Consider the following 17608-nt stretch of genomic DNA (forward strand, 5'->3'; position numbering starts at 1 on the left):
ACTATCCTCGACGGCCTTAGTTTTCCCCGCGAACTCGCATCATCTGCCGAAAGGCGCGCCGCTTTAGTGCAGGTATTGCGTTGATGGTGCGCATGGCGCCACGCGTCGCAGCCAGCTGAAGTCTGCCGACAATTGGCCGATGGGCCAGGTCGCTGGCATCCATCTGTTTTTTCGATTCCTGGACTGCTTCGGTACTATAGCGAAGCATCTCGACTTCGTAGGCATGTATGGCTTCGAGGAGCGGCTTTTGTCCTTGGTCCGCTTCGACCAGCATGCGTCCAAGCAGAGCGGCATCGCGAAGCGCTGTATTGGCGCCCGCGCCTCGTCCGGGTGTCATCGTATGGATGGCGTCACCGAGAAGGGTGACATTCGAACTCGTCCAAGGCGTCAGCGGAACGGAGGTCCTCATCTTGACATCGTGGATCGTTGAGGGCTCGGTCATACGGATGAGTGCACGCAGGTGCGGGTGCCAGTCCCGAGTGATCTCCAAGCCCAGCTTTTGCAACTGTTCGCCGCTCAGGCCGGTCGGGTCCCGCGGGAAGTTCTGCCGAGCGCCCCATATGCCCCAGCCGATGCTGTCCTCGTCGAGTGCTTCGACGAAATCCGGCCAACGAGCAGCAAAACCAGAACCGCTTCTGATGTTGGCGAACTCGAGCGAGTGGACGATTGCACCGAAGCCCATCGGTGCCATAATCAGCGACATGCCTTTGAACATTTTGTCCGACAGCAGAGCTTTCGCCTCGGCCGTCATAGGAATTTTTCCCCCGAGCGATACGATCCCCGTGTCTTCCAGACGCGCTTCCGGCAGACGTTGTTTGCGTACGGTCGAGCTCGTGCCATCGGCCCCCACAAGGACATCGCCTGTCGCGAGGCTTCCATCCTGAAAGCAAGCGGTGACCGACCCGTCGACGTTACTTGAGTAACCTTCAAGCGCCTTCTCGAAGAAGACGTCGTCTTCAAGCCCTCTGAGCAGAACCCGCCTCAGTGTCTTTCGAATGACGTTCCTTTCACCGTCGAGAGCTTTCGGGCTTTGATCATCGATATCGAAGCTCAGCACTTCGCCCAGCTGTTCAGTGAGCATGTTGAAATAGCGCGGCGACCTGGAGCAGGTGGCGACATAGAGATCGTAGAGCTCGCTGGGGATACAGGCTTTCAGCGCTCGGCTTCCAGCCGGGCTGATGCCGACGCGATAACCACCGGTATCGGCGTTCGGCGCGAGGTCGCGCTCATACACCGCAATGCAAACGCCAGCCTGCTTGAGCAGATGAGCAAGCGCCAAGCCGCCGGTCCCGGCGCCGATAATCAAAACCTTCATGGTGCTAGTCCTGATCGAGTTTAGGATCGATGGAGAATTTCGCGGCGATCTGCCTCAGCCACTCTTCTGTCCAGGTGATGCGCTGGGCGCGCAGGTCTCCGACAATGCTGTTGACCCAGGACAATTCGGTTGCGTGAAGCGCCCGGAGATACTCCATCTCGAGAAGGAAGAGCCTTGGAACGGCCCGCGCTTCCTGCAGGGCGTCGTCGATCCGGCGAAGCTCCGACTCGATGGCTTTTGCTCTGAGCTCAAGCTGGCTCGCCACATCATCAGGCGTAAGCAGAGGAAGAAATGATATGGCTGCCGGGAATTCCGGATATTCCCGCGTTAAGGTCGACAATATCGCCCGCATCCAGTCCAGCGCGACGTCGCGGCCCTTCTCGGTTATCTCATACACCGTCCGCTCGGGACGCTTGTCGTCCCGGACAGTTTTCTGCGGAGTGATCAAACCCTCGCGTTCGAGCCGCTGGATTGTTTGATAAAGGCTCGCCCTCTGCGAGACATTGATCACCTCGTCCTTGCCGCGCTCCTTGATGAGCCGCTGCATTCGGTAAGGATGCAGCGGCTCTTCCATGAGCATTGCAAGGACAGCGAGCGCTATTGGAGAACGTTTGATTGATGTCATAGTCATAATCTTACTAGTTAGTTTATAACTAGTCAATGCGATGGCTCGGGATTGTTGGTTCCTGGTGATGGGCGCGCCGAACCCGCCGCGTGGCCAGTCAATGTCGGGAAATCTGAGCGCGCTCGATACCGCGAGAGCCGGACTGCTCGGCGTCATCGCCGCCGATTATCATCTGGCCGCCTTCGCGCCTGTATCTTCAAGCTCGCTGATATCGTGGAGGGCGCCCCGCCGGCAGCCGTTGCCATGGCGACCGGCAACGCGGGCCGTGCCCGCCGGTCGCCTGAATCGTGGCGAGATCGCCATCGGCCAGCGCGCCGATCTGGTGGCGGTCGAGCCGGGCGACGGCCATCGCATCCGCGCCACCTTCCGTGGCGGCCAGTTCATCTATAGCGACGGCACATTGCATCCGCTTCAGGCTCTTGCGGCCTGAAGCTAGTCGCCGATCAGCGAAATAAGCTGGGATTTCGGCGCGGTGGCGGAAGCGGTCGCTCCAACCGCTTTCCCGCCTTCCATCTTCACCCTGCCTTCAGCAAAGAGCCGCAGCGCCTGTGGATAGAGCTGGTGTTCGATCGTCAGTACGCGTCCCGCCAGCGCATCGGCGGTATCACCCGCAAGCACAGGCACGGCCGCCTGGCCGATAACAGGGCCTTCATCCATGCCTTCGGTAACGAAATGCACGGTGCAGCCGGCAATCCGCATTCCGGCGTCGATTGCCCGCTGATGCGTATGAAGCCCGGGGAAGAGCGGCAGCAGGGAAGGGTGGATATTGATGATCCGGCCTTCATGGCGCTGGATGAAGGCGCCCGAGAGCAGCCGCATATAGCCGGCGAGGCAGATGATATCGGGTGAAAGCTCGTCAAGCGCGGCAAGGATCGCCGCCTCGTGCGCGTCCTTGCTGGCATAGTCCTTGCGCACGAAAGCGAAGGTCGCAATGCCCTCGGCCGCTGCCTTGGCGAGACCGCCTGCATCCGCCTTGTCGGAAATCACGCCGACGATCTCGGCCGGATAATCCTCAGCCTTCGCCGCCTGCAGCAGCGCCATCATGTTGGAGCCGCCGCCGGAAATGAAGACGACGGTGCGTTTGCGCGGCGAGTTCATAGAGCGAGCGTGCCCTTGTAGATAACGCCGGCTTCGCCCTCGGTGCGGGCGACCATGCGGCCGAGCGTCACCACCTTTTCACCTTCCGCTTCAAGCGCCTGGGAGACTGCTGCAACATTCTCTGCGGCGACGACGACAATCATGCCGATGCCGCAGTTGAAGGTGCGCAGCATTTCCTTGGCTTCGACGCCGCCTGTCTTGGCAAGCCACGAGAAAACGGCCGGCGCCTCGACGGCGGCAAGGTCGATCTCGGCGGCGAGATGCTTCGGCAGCACGCGCGGAATATTTTCGGGGAAACCGCCGCCGGTGATGTGGGCGAGCGCCTTCAGCGCGCCCGTCTCGCGGATCGCCTTCAAGAGCGGCTTCACATAGATGCGGGTCGGCGTCAGCAGCGCTTCGCCGAGCTTCTTGCCCTCGGCAAACGGCGCCGGCGCATCCCAGCCGAGGCCGGAAAGCGAAACGATCTTGCGCACCAGCGAGAAGCCGTTGGAATGGACGCCGGAGGAGGAGAGGCCGAGAATGACGTCGCCTTCCGCAATATCGCCCGACGGCAGCAGCTTCCCGCGTTCGGCCGCACCCACCGCAAAGCCGGCGAGATCATAATCGCCCGAGGAATACATGCCCGGCATTTCCGCCGTTTCTCCGCCGATCAGCGCACAGCCCGCCTCGCGGCAGCCGGCAGCGATGCCGCCGACGATCGCTGCACCCTGATCCGGATCGAGCTTGCCGGTCGCGAAATAGTCGAGGAAGAACAGCGGCTCTGCGCCCTGGACCACCAGGTCGTTGACGCACATGGCGACGAGGTCGATGCCGACCGTGTCATGATAGTCGGCATCGATGGCGATCTTCAGCTTGGTGCCGACGCCGTCATTGGCGGCAACCAGAACCGGGTCGGTAAAGCCCGCGGCCTTGAGATCGAAGAGCCCGCCGAAGCCGCCGATCTCGCCATCGGCGCCCGGACGGCGCGTGGAGCGCACGACTGGCTTGATCTTCTCCACCATCAGGTTTCCGGCATCGATGTCGACGCCTGCATCGCTATAGGTCAGACCGTTTTTTCCAGACTGGCTCATGCTGATCTCCGGAGGATTTAAAGCTGCGGATAAAGGACCGCGTCACATGCCGGTCGCAATTGCATGAGAGTGCGCTTTATGCAAGCGTTGCAAGGGAAAAGCCCCCATTTTCCAGCTAATCCCTGTGCGCTTTCCGGATTCGGTGCAACAGGGTTGACCATCTTTGCGCGTCCATCCTATGTGCTGAAGCGGCCAGGGTCGTTCTGAAGCGGCATGGGCAGGGGCGAGCGATCAGCGGGGAAGCGATGCCACAACAGGTCAGCGGAACGATATTAAAGCGCCAAGTCATATTCTGGGCGACGGTTCTGCTCGTCTTCGTCGCTTTCCTTTACATCTTCAGCTCGATCCTGCTGCCCTTCATCGCCGGCATGACGATCGCTTATTTTCTCGATCCGGTGGCCGACAGGCTGGAGCGGCTGGGCCTGAGCCGCCTGATGGCAACCATCGTCATTCTGGTGGCCTTCGTCATCGTCTTTGCGCTGGCGCTGATGATCCTCATTCCCGTGCTCATTACCCAGTTCAACGATTTCGCCCAGCGCCTGCCGGGCTATATCACCTTGCTGCAGCAATTCATCACCGACTACCAGGATTCCGTGCTGCCCGGCTGGATCAAAAGCCAGCTCGGCACCATCAAGAATAATTTCTCCACCATCCTGTCGGAAGGCATGGGTTTCCTGACGGGGCTCTTTGCCCAGATCTGGAATTCCGGCAAGGCGATCGTCGACGTCATCTCGCTGCTCGTCATCACACCGGTTGTCGCCTTCTATATCCTGCTCGACTGGGACCGCATGGTCGCTAAGGTCGATCAGTGGGTGCCGCGCGATTACGTGAACGACGTGCGCCAGATCGCCAGGGAGATGGATCAGGCGATTGCCGGCTTTATCAGAGGGCAGGGTTCGCTCTGCCTCATCCTCGGCATTTATTATGCTGTTGGCCTCTCGATCGTAGGCCTGAATTTCGGCCTGCTCATCGGGCTTTTCGCCGGCATGATCAGCTTCATCCCCTATGTCGGCTCGATGGTCGGGCTTGTGCTCGCAATCGGCGTAGCGATCGTCCAGTTCTGGCCGGATTATGTCTGGATCGTCGCTGTTCTCGCTGTCTTCTTCAGCGGCCAGTTTCTCGAAGGTAACATCCTCCAGCCGAAGCTCGTTGGCTCCAGCGTCGGCCTGCATCCCGTCTGGCTGATGTTCGCGCTCTTTGCCTTCGGCGCGCTCTTTGGTTTCGTCGGCCTGTTGATCGCGGTGCCGGCCGCTGCTGCTGTCGGCGTGCTTGTCCGCTTTGCGCTTTCGCGCTACCTTCAAAGCGATCTCTACTATGGCAGGTTGCCGAGCGACCGGGCCGGGAAGACGAAATCTGTTTCCGATGAATGACGTGAAGAACGCTGATCCGAAGCGCAAGGCCGGAGAACAGCTTCCCTTGGCCTTTTCGCACGACGCTGCAACCGGCCGCGACGACCTCCTGATGTCGGAACGTCTCGCTGCTGCGGTTTCGATCGTCGATGCCTGGCCGAACTGGCCGTCGCCGGTCGTCATCCTTGCCGGTCCCGTCGGCTCCGGAAAATCGCATCTCGCCGGCATCTGGAAGGAACTGAGCGGGGCGGAAATCATCCATCCCGTGGCCGGTTCCGATGCGGCAGTCGCGGCCGCCAACGGCCCCGTGTTGTTCGAGGACGTCGACCGGACAGGCTTCGATGACGCCTCGCTCTTCCATGTCATCAACAGCGTGCGGGAAAACGGCACCAGCCTCTTGATGACGAGCCGTCTCTGGCCCATGTCCTGGCCAGTCACGCTGCCCGATCTGCGCTCGCGCCTGAAGGCCGCGACGGTCGTCGAGATAGGTGAGCCGGACGAGGAATTGCTGTCGCAGGTCATCGTCAAGCTCTTCGCCGACCGGCAGCTTTATATAGATGACAAACTCGTCCTTTATATCGTCAATCGTATGGAGCGGTCGCTCAACGCCGCCCAGACGATTGTCGAAAGGCTCGATCGGTTGGCGCTTTCCAGAGGCACGGGGATTACCCGTTCGCTCGCTGCTGAAGTATTGAATGAATTGGGAAATTCCGGCTCGGGCGATTGACTGTCACAGTTCCGTCGTGAAACTGATATATTCGCCGAAAGCGATTGAAAGCAGGGTGAGTGGACCATGGACAGCGCATACCAGGAACATCAGGAACCCACTCCGGACAACAGCGCGGACCAACCGCCGCTGGAGCAGCTTCTCTCCAGCCCCGAGCGCTTTATCAACCGCGAATTCTCCTGGCTGCAATTCAACCGCCGTGTCCTTGAGGAGACGCTGAACACCGAGCATCCGCTCTTGGAGCGCGTGCGCTTCCTGTCGATCTCGGCCGCCAACCTCGACGAATTCTTCATGGTGCGCGTCGCCGGCCTCGAAGGCCAGGTGCGCCAGAGCATCGTCGTCAAGAGCCCTGATGGCCGCACTCCCGCCGAACAGCTCGATTCGATCCTGAGCGAGATCGATCATCTGCAGATGGAGCAGCAGGCCTCGCTCGCCGTCCTGCAGCAGTATCTCGCCAAGGAAGACATCCTGATCGTGCGTCCAGGTGCGCTCAGCGATGCCGACCGTCAGTGGCTGGCAAACGAGTTCGAGCAATCGATCTTCCCGGTCCTGACGCCGCTGTCCATCGATCCTGCCCATCCGTTCCCGTTCATTCCGAACCTCGGCTTCTCGATCGGCCTGCAGCTCGTCAGCCGCAGCGGCCGCGATCCAATGACGGCGCTGCTGCGCCTGCCCCCGGCGCTCGATCGGTTCGTCCGCCTGCCTGATGACCGCAACACGATCCGCTACATCACGCTGGAAGATGTTGCCAACATCTTCATCCACCGGCTCTATCCGGGTTATGAGGTGCAGGGTTCGGGTACGTTCCGCGTCATCAGAGACAGCGATATCGAAGTCGAGGAAGAAGCCGAAGATCTCGTCCGCTTCTTCGAAACCGCGCTGAAGCGCCGCCGCCGCGGCAAGGTCATCCGCATCGAGACGGATTCCGAAATGCCGGCTTCGCTGCGCCAGTTCGTGGTGCAGGCGCTCAGCATTCCGGATAACCGCGTTGCCGTTCTGCCCGGCCTGCTGGCGCTCAACACACTCTCCGAAATCACCAAGGCGCCGCGCGACGACCTGCGTTTTCCGCCCTACAATGCGCGATTTCCAGAACGTGTCCGTGAACACGCCGGTGATTGCTTCGCCGCCATCAGAGAAAAGGACATGGTGGTCCACCATCCCTACGAGTCCTTCGATGTGGTGGTCCAGTTCCTTCTCCAGGCTGCGCACGATCCTGATGTTCTGGCGATAAAGCAGACGCTCTACCGCACCTCCAACGACAGCCCTATCGTGCGCGCTCTGGTCGACGCCGCCGAAGCCGGCAAGTCGGTGACGGCGCTGGTCGAGCTCAAGGCTCGCTTCGACGAAGAGGCAAATATCCGTTGGGCGCGAGACCTGGAACGTGCCGGCGTGCAGGTCGTCTTCGGCTTCATCGAGCTCAAGACTCACGCCAAGATGTCGCTGGTCGTGCGCCGTGAAGAAGGCAAGCTGCGCACCTACTGCCACCTCGGCACCGGCAACTATCATCCGATCACGGCGAAGATCTACACCGACCTTTCCTTCTTCACCTGCAATCCCGTGATCGCCCACGACATGGCGAACATCTTCAACTTCATCACCGGTTACGGTGAGCCGGAAGAGGGGATGCAGCTTGCCGTTTCGCCTTACACGCTGCGCTCGCGCATCCTTCGCCACATCAACGAAGAGATCGAGCATGCCCGCAGCGGCCGCCCGGCGGCGATCTGGATGAAGATGAACTCGCTTGTCGACCCCGACATCATCGACGCGCTCTATACGGCGAGCCGCGCCGGCGTCGAGATCGATCTCGTCGTGCGCGGCATCTGCTGCCTGCGTCCGCTGGTGCCGGGCCTCTCCGACAGGATCCGCGTCAAATCGATCGTCGGCCGCTTCCTCGAGCACAGCCGCATCTTCTGCTTCGGCAATGGTTACGGCCTGCCGTCCGACAAGGCTCTCGTCTATATCGGCTCGGCGGACATGATGCCGAGAAACCTCGATCGACGCGTCGAAACCCTGGTTCCGCTGACGAATCCGACCGTCCACGAGCAGGTTTTGTCACAGATTATGCTCGGCAACGTGATTGACAATCAACAAAGCTACGAGATATTGCCCGACGGTACGTCACGGCGCATGGAAGTGCGTAAGGGCGAAGAACCGTTTAATGCGCAGCAATATTTCATGACCAATCCCAGCCTGTCCGGCCGCGGTGAAGCTCTGAAATCGAGTGCGCCGAAGCTGATCGCCGGTCTGCTCGAAGGCCGAAACAACAAGTAAACTGGACCTAATGGTTGAATCTGAAGCCCAGGGGCGACTTCCGGGTATCGCCCCGGTCTCCGTTGTCGATATCGGATCGAATTCCATCCGTCTGGTCGTCTACGAAGGCCTGTCTCGTTCGCCCACCATCCTCTTCAACGAAAAGGTTCTCTGCGGCCTCGGCAAGGGCATAGCCCTGACCGGCAAGATGGATGAAGAAAGTGTCGCACGCGCGCTTCAGGCTCTTCATCGTTTCAAGGCTCTCTCCGATCAGGCGCGCGCTGCCACCATGTATGTGCTGGCGACGGCCGCCGCGCGTGAGGCAAGCAACGGTCCCGATTTCATCCATCAGGCCGAGACGATCCTGCAGCGCCATGTCCGCATACTCTCAGGTGAGGAAGAGGCGCGCTTCGCATCGCTCGGTATCATCAGCGGCTTTTACAATCCTGATGGCATTGCCGGCGATCTTGGCGGCGGTTCTCTGGAGCTGATCGATATCAGGGGCAAGGATGTCAGTGGCGGTATTACCCTGCCGCTAGGCGGTCTGCGCCTGTCCGAATATGCCGGCGGGTCGCTCGCCAAAGCGCGCGCTTTTGCCCGCAAGCAGGTCAAGACCGCCAAGCTTCTCTCCAGAGGGGAGGGGCGCACCTTCTATGCCGTCGGCGGCACCTGGCGAAACATTGCCAAGCTGCACATGGAGATCACCCGTTATCCACTGCATATGATGCAGGGCTATGAAGTCTCTCTCGAAGGTATGACGCAGTTCCTGGATCAGGTCGTCACGGCCAAGGATTCCAAGGAGCCGGCTCTGCAGGCGGTTTCCAAGCACCGCCGTTCGCTGCTGCCCTTCGGCGCCATCGCCATGAAGGAAGTGCTGAACGCCATGAAGCCTTCAGTGATTTCCTTCTCTGCGCAGGGTGTGCGCGAAGGCTATCTCTTTTCGCTGCTGTCCGAATCCGAACGCCGCGCCGATCCGTTGCTTGCCGCGGCCGGTGAGCTTGCCATCCTGCGTGCCCGTTCGCCGGAACATGCCCGCGAACTGGCAGATTGGACCGGCCGCATGATGCCGTTCTTCGGCGTTCAGGAAACCGATGAGGAAAGCCGCTACCGTCAGGCAGCCTGCCTGCTGGCCGATATTAGCTGGCGCGCCCATCCCGACTATCGCGGCGCCCAGGCGCTGAACGTCATTGCCCACTCCTCCTTCGTCGGCATCAGCCATCCCGGCCGCGCCTTTATCGCGCTGACCAACTACTACCGCTTCGAAGGCCTGCACGACGACGGCTCTACCGCGCCGCTCTCTTCGATCGCCGGTCCGCAATTCGTCGATCGCGCCAAACTCCTGGGCGGCATACTGCGCGTCGTCTACCTGTTCTCGGCTTCCATGCCGGGCATCGTGCGCAACCTGACCTTCCGCAAGGCTTCGTCACCTGATCTCGATCTCGAATTCGTGGTGCCGCACGAATATCACGACTTCGCCGGCGAGCGGCTGGATGGCCGCCTGCAGCAATTGTCGCGGCTGACTAACAAGCGGCTGGCGTTCCGGTTCGAATAGACCTTCTCCAGCGAAGACAGCCGACACAGTTGGCAAACAAAAAGGGCGGCGCTCTCGCACCGCCCCCTCAATCTCACACCAAACCCGAATTACTTCGCGTTCAGGAACTCGCCAACCTCGAGAATGCTGAACTCGTTGTTGTCAGCCTTGTTGACGGCACGGCCGGCCGAGAACGGTAGGTTGTTGTCGTTGCCGATGATGATGTGCGTAGCGTCGACGCGGTCGACGTTTTCGATCGTCACGAAGGGCATGTTGTAGACGCCAGGGATATCGCCGGCCTTCTTCTTGTTGTCGGGATCCTGGATGTTCAGGAGGTCGATATAGCCGATCTTGCGAACGGCCTTGCCGGCGTTGGCATCGTTGAACTCGATCTTGTAGACGCGCTTCAGCTCGGCCGGCGCTTCGAAGCAATCGGGCTTCGGCTGCTTGGGATCGGCGCAAGCCTTGTCCTTCGTGCCGGCGCCGTTGTCGCGCTCGATGACGAGAGCGGTGGACTCGTCGAGCATGTTGAAGTCGCCGATCGAAGCACCCTTATCTTCGAACGGATAGAGCCAGCTGCGGCCGGTCCACTTCTTGGAAGCGACGTCGAATTCGATGACGCGGATGGCGGTGTGGCCGTCAACCGTTTCCATCTGGCCGTCATTGTAGATGGCGCCTTCGAGCAGGCCGTAGAGCTTGGAGCCGTCCTTCGACATGGCCAGGCCCTCGAAGCCGCCGGAGCGCTTCAGGTTGAAGGCCGGCATCTTGGCAGCCGGGTTGGCCGGCAGCTGGATCAGCGGGTTGTCCGGGGACAGGACCGGCTTGCCGTCGAGCGTCGTCGGGATGACGTCGGTCAGGCGGCCTTCGGTGTCGATCTTCAGGAGGTAGGGGCCGAATTCGTCGCCGAGCCAGAAGCCGTCGGCAACCGGCTGTACGGATTCGATGTCGAAGTCGGCGCCAGTCAGATAACGGGTGTCGGAGGCTTCCGTGACGATCGGGAACGGAGCGACCTTGTTCGGGTCGGACAGGAAGACGTTCTTGACGACGTCAACCTTGTTGGCGTTCCAGTCGAACTTCAGCTGATGCAGGAACAGCATGGAGTCGGACGAGGTGAACTTCGAGCCGAAACCGTTGTCGGAGAGCGTCCAGAAGGTGCCGTCGGGCATGGTCTTGATGCCGGAGAAGCCCTGGATCGGCTGGCCGTCGAGCGGCAGCTTGACGTCGGTCACGCGGGCGCCGTCCTTGCCGTCAACCGTGCCGAGCTTTTCGGTGCGCTTGCGGTCCGGGGTGGTGAATTTGCCGGAGGTCTTGAGAAAAGCCGGCGCATCGGCCGGAGCCGGGGTCAGCGTGTTGGCAGGCAGGATGGCCTGGCCGGTAAGCTTCGCCGGGAAAAGCTGCTGGTCGGCGGAGGCGGAGCCTGCGACGAGCATGAAAAGTGATACGGAAGCGAAAAGAACGTTCTTCATGATGTCCCCATAGAAAGGAGTGCAAAAGCGCCATCCGCTTAGCAGGGCATTCATGTCGGCACATTGACGATTGGGTGAAGCTTTGGTGACGGCCGGATAAAGCCCCGTCTAACCGCGCCTGAGGGTCGCTGGCTGATTGAGGACGGTCACCGCGCGCGAGGAAAGTGCGACGACATCGAGCCCCTGGCCGCGGCCGCGCACGGCGTGATTGCCGAGGTTTTCGCCGATAATTTCCTCAGGCAGCGTCATACGCTGGGCAAGCTCGGCGGATATCAGCACCGGCCGGTTCAGTGTCCGGCAAAGCGACTCCAGCCGCGAGGTGGTGTTCACCGTATCGCCGAAGAAGCTGATCTTGTGATGATCGACTCCGACTTCGGCCGTAATGACGCTGCCGCCATGAAGGGCGGCCCTCAGTTTCGGTACCTGGCCATAACTCTTCTTCCAGCTTGCGGCATTGGCTTCGATATCGGCGAGGATATCGAAAAGGCAGCGCACGCAGCGCGCATCTTTGACGCCGCGCGCTAAGGGCCAGGTGATGATCGCCGCATCGCCGACATAGTCGTTGATCAGGCCCTTGTGACGCCGCACCGGTTCCGCAAAGGCGGCAAACAGCGAACTCAGAAGCTGCTGTGCGCGTAGGTCACCATGCTTTTCCGCAAAGGCGGTGGACTCTGCGAGATCGATGAACAGGAAGACGCGTTCTTCCTTTACCGGTCTGCGATAGCGGCTGATCAGCATGCTGATGAAGACTTCGCGCCCCAGCAATTCGCGCACCCTGAGCAGGAAGATCAGCGTGGCGCAGACGGCAAGTGCGTAGAGGAAAACATCGAACGGCATAATCAGCACGTCGATCATCTTCGGCGGCTTCAGCGCCCCAAGCACGGCGAGGAGGAAACCGGCCGCCGCAAAGCCGATGCTCATCAGGATTTCGTAGATCACGAGCTCGGAGATGATGAAGAGAAGGGTCGGCAACCTCTGAATACGCCGGTAGAGGCGGCGTAGAAACACCTTGCGCTCGAAGGCCAGGATGGGCATGCCGATGAAAAGCGCGAAGATCGCTCCGATGACGGGCGTCTGGCCGGTAAAGAAGTACAGATCATAGACCACGCCGCTGAGCGCCAGGACGAGCGCAATCAGGATCCAATTCTGTGCCGGGGATATCTCTCTCATGCCGACCTTTCGCCGAAGCACTTCATTCGGCTATTGTTTCCGGCGCGGGGCGGTGGTCAAGAGTTTTCAGATTCACTCCTGCAGAGCGACGGTCTCGACCTTGCGGCCTGCAAAGCGCAGGGCAATTTCGCCGCGGATGAGCTGCAGCGCCGGTTCGCCGAAAAGATCGCGCCGCCAGCCATGCATGGCCGCGACCTCGGCCGTTTCGCCCTCAGCTGCAATTCTGTCCAGGTCGTCGCTATTGGCGATTACCTTCGGCGCCACGCCGTGCTTTTCGGAAATCAGCTTGAGCAGCACCTTGAGAAGCTCGACGGCCGCTGCCGCACCTTCCGGCGGCTGTGCCTGGCGCGGCACATGCGGCATTTCGGAACGTGGCAGCGCCAGCGCAGTGTTGACCGCCTCGAGCACCGCAGCACCCGTGGCCGAGCGCTCCCAGCCCTTCGGAATCGTGCGCAGGCGGCCGAGAGCCTCTGCGTCCTTCGGCTGCTGCTGGGCGATCTCATAGATCGCGTCGTCCTTTAGCACGCGCGAGCGCGGCACATTGCGCGACCGTGCTTCGCGTTCCCGCCAGGCGGCGACATATTTCAGGATCGCCAGCTCCTGCGGCTTGCGCAGGCGCAGCTTCAGCCGCTGCCAGGCATCCTCAGGATGGATATCGTAAGTCTCACGCGATTCCAGGATGTCCATTTCCTCGCGCAGCCAGGAGGCACGGCCTTCGCGCTCCAGTTCCGCCTTGAGGTAGAGATAGGCGTCGCGCAGATGGGTAACGTCGGCCAGCGCATATTCGAGCTGCTTGTCGGAAAGCGGCCGGCGGCTCCAGTCCGTGAAGCGCGAAGACTTGTCGATATGGACGTTCTTGGTGCGGCTGATGAGCTGGTCGTAGGAAACGCTGTCGCCGAAACCGCAGACCATCGCGGCGACCTGCGTATCGAAGATCGGGTGAGGGATCAGGTTGCCGCGATTGAAGATGATTTCGATATCCTGCCGCGCGGCATGAAACACCTTCAGTACATCGGGATTGGCCATCAGTTCGAAGAAGGGCGCTAGATCGATGTTTTTTGCCAGCGGATCGACCAGCACTTCCACCGTCGGGCTCGCCATCTGGATCAGGCACAGTTCCGGCCAGAAGGTTGTCTCACGCAGGAATTCAGTATCGATAGTAATGAAATCGGACTTGGCCAGCTCTTTGCAGGCGGCCGCCAGATCGGCGGTGGTTTCGATCATATCAATTCATTCGCAAGGAAGAGGTCAGTTAAACCTTCCTTCCCCTTTCGAAGAGATATGTCAATACGGTGAGCGGGGCCTTCGCCTTCGTGAAGCCTTATTCGCCGGGGTGCAGCCGGTGCTTTCTGCGAGTGCTGCATTCGTTTGCAAGCACGGCAACCCATCCATCGATGGCGACCATCGCCGGCAGGATAATAAAGGCGAAGATTCCAATGCCGCTCATAAGGGCAGTCCGTTACGCTGTATCACCGCACGACAATCGAAAGCCAAGCAATATCAAACCACGCGAAATCAAACCACGCGAAGATAGCTCGTCATGCCCGTCTTCTGGTGCTCGATGATATGGCAATGCAGCATCCAGTCGCCGGGATTGTCGGCGACAAAGGCGAGCTGCACCTTCTCGTCCGGCTGGATGAGATAGGTGTCGGAAACGAGCGGCATCACCTCGCGTGTTGATGACGAGATGACGGTGAAGCTCATGCCGTGCAGATGGATCGGGTGCGCATGCGGCGTGACGTTCTCCAGATTGAAGACGTAGCTCTTGCCGAGTTTCAGTTCAGCGAGCGGTGCGGTCGGATCGGGCGTATCGCCCGGCCACGGCACCTTGTTGATAGCCCAGAAGCTGTAGCCGAGCGTGCCGCAGATGCTGTCGACAGCCGCATTCTCCGCTGTGGCGGAAAGCACGAGCGGGATTGTTTCTGCCGAAGAGAGATCAGCCTTCGGCACCGGGTTTTCTGCGAGCGCGCCGAGATCGCCGATATTGCGCTTCAGTGACTGCCCGGTGGCGCGCAAGCTCGCGATCACCTTCGGCGTCGTGCCACGAATGTCTTCCAGCGTCGCGACTGCGCCCTCGCTATCAGGCATTCGAACCGCGAGGTCGAGCCTCTGTCCCGGTCCGATCTGCACGAGATCCAGCGGGAAGCGTTTAGGCACCGGATTGCCGTCGATGGCGATCACAGTCGCATCGGCGCCTTCCATCTTCATCTGGAAGATGCGGGTCACATCGGTGACAGCGATGCGCAGGCGGATCAGCCCGCCGGCCGGTGCATCATATTTCGGCTCCTGCTGCCAGTTCGCGGTGCGCACCGTGCCATATGTGCCGGCCTTGGCGGCATCGCGCGGGCGGAAGGGAGCAATGAACTGACCGTCGCCGCCAAGCCGCCAGTCGCGCAGGTTGAGCACGACCTCAGCGTCGAAGGCGGGATCGGACGGATCTTCTATGACAACCACGCCCGTCATGCCGTGGCCCATCTGGGTCAGCGTGTTGCAATGCGGATGATACCAGAAGGTGCCGGCGTCCGGCGGCGTGAAGAGATAGTCGAAATTGTCGCCCGTATAGACATAGGGCTGCGTCATGAAGGGCACGCCGTCCATCTTGTTGTCGATGCGCAGCCCATGCCAGTGGATCGTCGTCGGTTCATCGAGGCTGTTGGTGAGCCGCGCCGCATAGGGCTTTCCCCGCGGCATGCGCAGCACCGGCGGCAGGCCGTCATCGCCCCATGTCATGATGTCCCGGGTCGGCGCGGCATCGACGATTTGCGCCTCGGTCTTGCGCGCCGTCAGCACGCGCGGCTCTGGTGCGGCCTCCGCCAACCCGAACCGCCCTGCGATCGCCATGCCCGCGCCATAGGCGCCGGCGACGGCGGAAGCCTTGAGCAGGTTGCGGCGTGTGAGGAGGGGCATCGGTAGGTTCCATCTTGAATGATGCCTCCTTTTAAAGTTGACCGTCGTCTTCAGCAATATGCCGCCTTCGGCCAAACTGCCGCAGCGAGCGCGCCCCAACTCCTTCGGAAACGAGGGGGCAAACGGCCCGTAGGCTGCGCCAAGCCTTGACAAATCAGAGCGTCCATGCGCTTTTCCGCCCGATTTTCTTGTCGGCGTTGCAGGTCTTCGGCCATGCCGCCGTCTTAAGCCAAATGCCAGGATTTGAGATCATGCACCGCTACCGCAGCCACACATGCGCCGCTCTTCGCAAGTCGGACGTCGGCTCGACCGTCCGTATTTCCGGCTGGGTCCATCGTGTCCGAGATCACGGCGGCGTGCTGTTCATCGACCTTCGCGACCATTACGGCACGACGCAGATCGTTGCCGATCCGGATTCGCCCGCCTTCAAGCAGGCAGAGACCGTTCGCGGCGAATGGGTCATCCGTGTCGACGGTCTCGTCAAAGCCCGCACGGAAGACACCGTCAACAAGAACATGCCGACCGGCGAGATCGAACTCTATGCGCAGGAGATCGAAGTTCTCTCTGCCGCCAAGGAACTGCCGCTGCCGGTCTTCGGCGAGCCGGACTATCCGGAAGACGTTCGCCTGAAGTACCGCTTCCTCGACCTGCGCCGCGAAACGCTGCACAAGAACATTGTCAAGCGCACGCAGGTGATCTCCGCCATGCGCCGCGAAATGGGCAATGTCGGCTTCACCGAATATACGACGCCGATCCTGACGGCTTCCTCGCCGGAAGGCGCGCGTGACTTCCTCGTGCCGAGCCGCATTCATCCCGGCACCTTCTACGCCCTGCCGCAGGCTCCGCAGCAGTACAAGCAGCTGCTGATGGTTGCCGGCTTCGACCGCTACTTCCAGATCGCGCCCTGCTTCCGGGATGAAGATCCGCGCGCCGACCGCCTGCCGGGCGAATTCTACCAGCTCGACCTCGAAATGAGCTTCGTGACCCAGGAAGACGTCTGGAACACGATGGGTCCACTGATGAGCGGCATTTTCGAAGAGTTTGCCGAAGGCAAGCCGGTCACCAAGGAATGGCCGCGCATCCCCTATGACGAAGCAATCCGCAAGTATGGCTCCGACAAGCCGGACCTGCGCAACCCGATCGTCATGGAAGCCGTGACCGACCATTTCGCCGGCTCCGGCTTCAAGGTCTTCGCCAACATGATCGCCTCCAATCCGAAGGTTCAGGTCTGGGCGATCCCGGCCAAGACCGGCGGCTCCAGAGCCTTCTGCGACCGCATGAACGCTTGGGCGCAGTCAACCGGCCAGCCAGGCCTCGGCTACATCTTCTGGCGCAAGGAAGGCGAAAAGCTCGAGGGTGCAGGTCCGCTTGCCAAGAACATTGGCGAGGAGCGCACCGACGCGATCCGCACGCAGCTCGGCCTTGGTGACGGCGACGCCTGCTTCTTCGTTGCCGGCGATCCCGCCAAGTTCTACAAGTTCGCCGGTGAAGCCCGTACCAAGGCGGGTGAGGAACTGAACCTTGTCGATCGCGACCGTTTCGAACTCTGCTGGATCGTCGACTTCCCGTTCTTCGAATGGAACGAAGAAGAAAAGAAGGTCGACTTCGCGCACAACCCGTTCTCGATGCCGCAGGGCGGCCTCGATGCGCTGACCAACCAGGATCCGTTGACGATCAAGGCGTTCCAATACGATGCCGTCTGCAACGGCTTCGAAATCGCCTCGGGCTCGATCCGTAACCAGTCGCCGGAAACCATGGTAGCCGCCTTCGAAAAGGTGGGCTTGAGCCAGCAGGACGTCGAGGATCGTTTCGGCGGCCTCTATCGTGCCTTCCAGTATGGCGCGCCTCCGCACGGTGGCGCTGCCTTCGGTATCGACCGCATCGTCATGCTGCTCGTCGGCGCCAAGAATCTGCGCGAGATTTCGCTCTTCCCGATGAACCAGCAGGCTCAGGACCTCTTGATGGGCGCGCCGACCCCGGCAACACCCACCCAGCTGCGCGAACTGGCGATCCGCCCGATTCCGCCGCAGAAGAAGGATTGAGGCGCAAGCTCTTCAACAAAAAAAGCCCGGCGAGATCATCGCCGGGCTTTTTTGTTGG

At 60.8% G+C, this 17608-nt stretch carries 14 protein-coding genes and 1 pseudogene; 6 read left to right on the forward strand and 9 right to left on the reverse strand.

Going from position 1 to position 17608, the window contains the following annotated elements; translation table 11 throughout:
• Positions 1 to 16: 16 nt before the first annotated feature.
• Together AB8B33_RS04890 and AB8B33_RS04895 are read right to left on the reverse strand one after the other, a co-directional pair.
• The gene (locus tag AB8B33_RS04890; RefSeq protein WP_439014546.1) at positions 17 to 1315 is read right to left on the reverse strand and encodes an FAD-dependent oxidoreductase; all 1299 of its coding nucleotides are present in this window, start codon (positions 1313 to 1315) and stop codon (positions 17 to 19) included.
• 4 nt (positions 1316 to 1319) lie between these two features.
• On the reverse strand, positions 1320 to 1940 hold the full coding sequence (locus tag AB8B33_RS04895) for a PadR family transcriptional regulator (protein WP_439017190.1): 621 nt from the start codon (positions 1938 to 1940) through the stop codon (positions 1320 to 1322).
• Positions 1941 to 1992: 52 nt separating this feature from the next.
• Here AB8B33_RS04895 and AB8B33_RS04900 point away from each other — a divergent pair.
• Positions 1993 to 2370 (forward strand): annotated as a pseudogene (locus AB8B33_RS04900) (alpha-D-ribose 1-methylphosphonate 5-triphosphate diphosphatase); the annotation flags it as partial.
• A gap of 2 nt (positions 2371 to 2372) precedes the next feature.
• On the opposite strand, the gene purN reads toward AB8B33_RS04900, so the two are convergent.
• On the reverse strand, positions 2373 to 3038 hold the full coding sequence (gene purN / locus AB8B33_RS04905) for a phosphoribosylglycinamide formyltransferase (protein ID WP_439014547.1): 666 nt from the start codon (positions 3036 to 3038) through the stop codon (positions 2373 to 2375).
• Positions 3035 to 4108: a phosphoribosylformylglycinamidine cyclo-ligase gene (purM, locus tag AB8B33_RS04910; protein ID WP_439014548.1), complete on the reverse strand. Its 1074-nt coding sequence runs from the start codon at positions 4106 to 4108 to the stop codon at positions 3035 to 3037. Before purM ends, purN begins: the two co-directional genes overlap by 4 nt.
• A gap of 245 nt (positions 4109 to 4353) precedes the next feature.
• On the opposite strand from purM, the gene AB8B33_RS04915 reads away from it, so the two are divergent.
• From AB8B33_RS04915 to ppx, 4 genes are all read left to right on the forward strand, one after another.
• Positions 4354 to 5478, forward strand: coding sequence for an AI-2E family transporter (locus AB8B33_RS04915; RefSeq protein ID WP_439014549.1), 1125 nt, complete (start codon positions 4354 to 4356; stop codon positions 5476 to 5478).
• Positions 5471 to 6184, forward strand: coding sequence for a DnaA regulatory inactivator HdaA (hdaA, locus tag AB8B33_RS04920; protein ID WP_439014550.1), 714 nt, complete (start codon positions 5471 to 5473; stop codon positions 6182 to 6184). Before AB8B33_RS04915 ends, hdaA begins: the two co-directional genes overlap by 8 nt.
• A 66-nt stretch (positions 6185 to 6250) precedes the next feature.
• On the forward strand, positions 6251 to 8455 hold the full coding sequence (locus tag AB8B33_RS04925) for an RNA degradosome polyphosphate kinase (protein ID WP_113324297.1): 2205 nt from the start codon (positions 6251 to 6253) through the stop codon (positions 8453 to 8455).
• A gap of 10 nt (positions 8456 to 8465) precedes the next feature.
• Positions 8466 to 9986: an exopolyphosphatase gene (gene ppx / locus AB8B33_RS04930; protein WP_439014551.1), complete on the forward strand. Its 1521-nt coding sequence runs from the start codon at positions 8466 to 8468 to the stop codon at positions 9984 to 9986.
• 89 nt (positions 9987 to 10075) lie between these two features.
• Here the strand turns inward: ppx and AB8B33_RS04935 are convergent, their stop codons facing one another.
• From AB8B33_RS04935 to AB8B33_RS04955, 5 genes are all read right to left on the reverse strand, one after another.
• Positions 10076 to 11431: an esterase-like activity of phytase family protein gene (locus AB8B33_RS04935; protein ID WP_439014552.1), complete on the reverse strand. Its 1356-nt coding sequence runs from the start codon at positions 11429 to 11431 to the stop codon at positions 10076 to 10078.
• A gap of 108 nt (positions 11432 to 11539) precedes the next feature.
• On the reverse strand, positions 11540 to 12601 hold the full coding sequence (locus tag AB8B33_RS04940) for an adenylate/guanylate cyclase domain-containing protein (RefSeq protein WP_113324294.1): 1062 nt from the start codon (positions 12599 to 12601) through the stop codon (positions 11540 to 11542).
• 72 nt (positions 12602 to 12673) lie between these two features.
• The gene (rnd, locus tag AB8B33_RS04945) at positions 12674 to 13825 is read right to left on the reverse strand and encodes a ribonuclease D (protein WP_439014553.1); all 1152 of its coding nucleotides are present in this window, start codon (positions 13823 to 13825) and stop codon (positions 12674 to 12676) included.
• A 97-nt stretch (positions 13826 to 13922) separates the two neighbouring features.
• Entirely contained in the window at positions 13923 to 14048 is a 126-nt protein-coding gene (locus AB8B33_RS04950) for a hypothetical protein (RefSeq protein ID WP_439014554.1), read from the reverse strand.
• 68 nt (positions 14049 to 14116) lie between these two features.
• The gene (locus AB8B33_RS04955) at positions 14117 to 15508 is read right to left on the reverse strand and encodes a multicopper oxidase family protein (protein ID WP_439014555.1); all 1392 of its coding nucleotides are present in this window, start codon (positions 15506 to 15508) and stop codon (positions 14117 to 14119) included.
• Between the two features lie 251 nt (positions 15509 to 15759).
• Between AB8B33_RS04955 and aspS the strand changes: the two genes are divergently transcribed.
• On the forward strand, positions 15760 to 17550 hold the full coding sequence (gene aspS / locus AB8B33_RS04960) for an aspartate--tRNA ligase (RefSeq protein ID WP_037096518.1): 1791 nt from the start codon (positions 15760 to 15762) through the stop codon (positions 17548 to 17550).
• The last annotated feature ends 58 nt before the right edge of the window (positions 17551 to 17608 follow it).

The sequence above is a fragment of the Rhizobium sp. 768_B6_N1_8 genome (assembly GCF_051811225.1).
Lineage (GTDB): Bacteria > Pseudomonadota > Alphaproteobacteria > Rhizobiales > Rhizobiaceae > Rhizobium.

Bases quoted from the DNA above. Each gene is read 5' to 3' on its own strand.
- AB8B33_RS04890 (WP_439014546.1), bottom strand. From the start codon at position 1,315: ATGAAGGTTTTGATTATCGGCGCCGGGACCGGCGGCTTGGCGCTTGCT.
- ppx (WP_439014551.1), top strand. From the start codon at position 8,466: ATGGTTGAATCTGAAGCCCAGGGGCGACTTCCGGGTATCGCCCCGGTC.
- rnd (WP_439014553.1), bottom strand. From the start codon at position 13,825: ATGATCGAAACCACCGCCGATCTGGCGGCCGCCTGCAAAGAGCTGGCC.
- AB8B33_RS04895 (WP_439017190.1), bottom strand. From the start codon at position 1,940: ATGACATCAATCAAACGTTCTCCAATAGCGCTCGCTGTCCTTGCAATG.
- AB8B33_RS04955 (WP_439014555.1), bottom strand. From the start codon at position 15,508: ATGCCCCTCCTCACACGCCGCAACCTGCTCAAGGCTTCCGCCGTCGCC.
- AB8B33_RS04915 (WP_439014549.1), top strand. From the start codon at position 4,354: ATGCCACAACAGGTCAGCGGAACGATATTAAAGCGCCAAGTCATATTC.
- hdaA (WP_439014550.1), top strand. From the start codon at position 5,471: ATGAATGACGTGAAGAACGCTGATCCGAAGCGCAAGGCCGGAGAACAG.
- AB8B33_RS04925 (WP_113324297.1), top strand. From the start codon at position 6,251: ATGGACAGCGCATACCAGGAACATCAGGAACCCACTCCGGACAACAGC.
- AB8B33_RS04950 (WP_439014554.1), bottom strand. From the start codon at position 14,048: ATGAGCGGCATTGGAATCTTCGCCTTTATTATCCTGCCGGCGATGGTC.
- aspS (WP_037096518.1), top strand. From the start codon at position 15,760: ATGCACCGCTACCGCAGCCACACATGCGCCGCTCTTCGCAAGTCGGAC.
- AB8B33_RS04935 (WP_439014552.1), bottom strand. From the start codon at position 11,431: ATGAAGAACGTTCTTTTCGCTTCCGTATCACTTTTCATGCTCGTCGCA.
- purN (WP_439014547.1), bottom strand. From the start codon at position 3,038: ATGAACTCGCCGCGCAAACGCACCGTCGTCTTCATTTCCGGCGGCGGC.
- purM (WP_439014548.1), bottom strand. From the start codon at position 4,108: ATGAGCCAGTCTGGAAAAAACGGTCTGACCTATAGCGATGCAGGCGTC.
- AB8B33_RS04940 (WP_113324294.1), bottom strand. From the start codon at position 12,601: ATGAGAGAGATATCCCCGGCACAGAATTGGATCCTGATTGCGCTCGTC.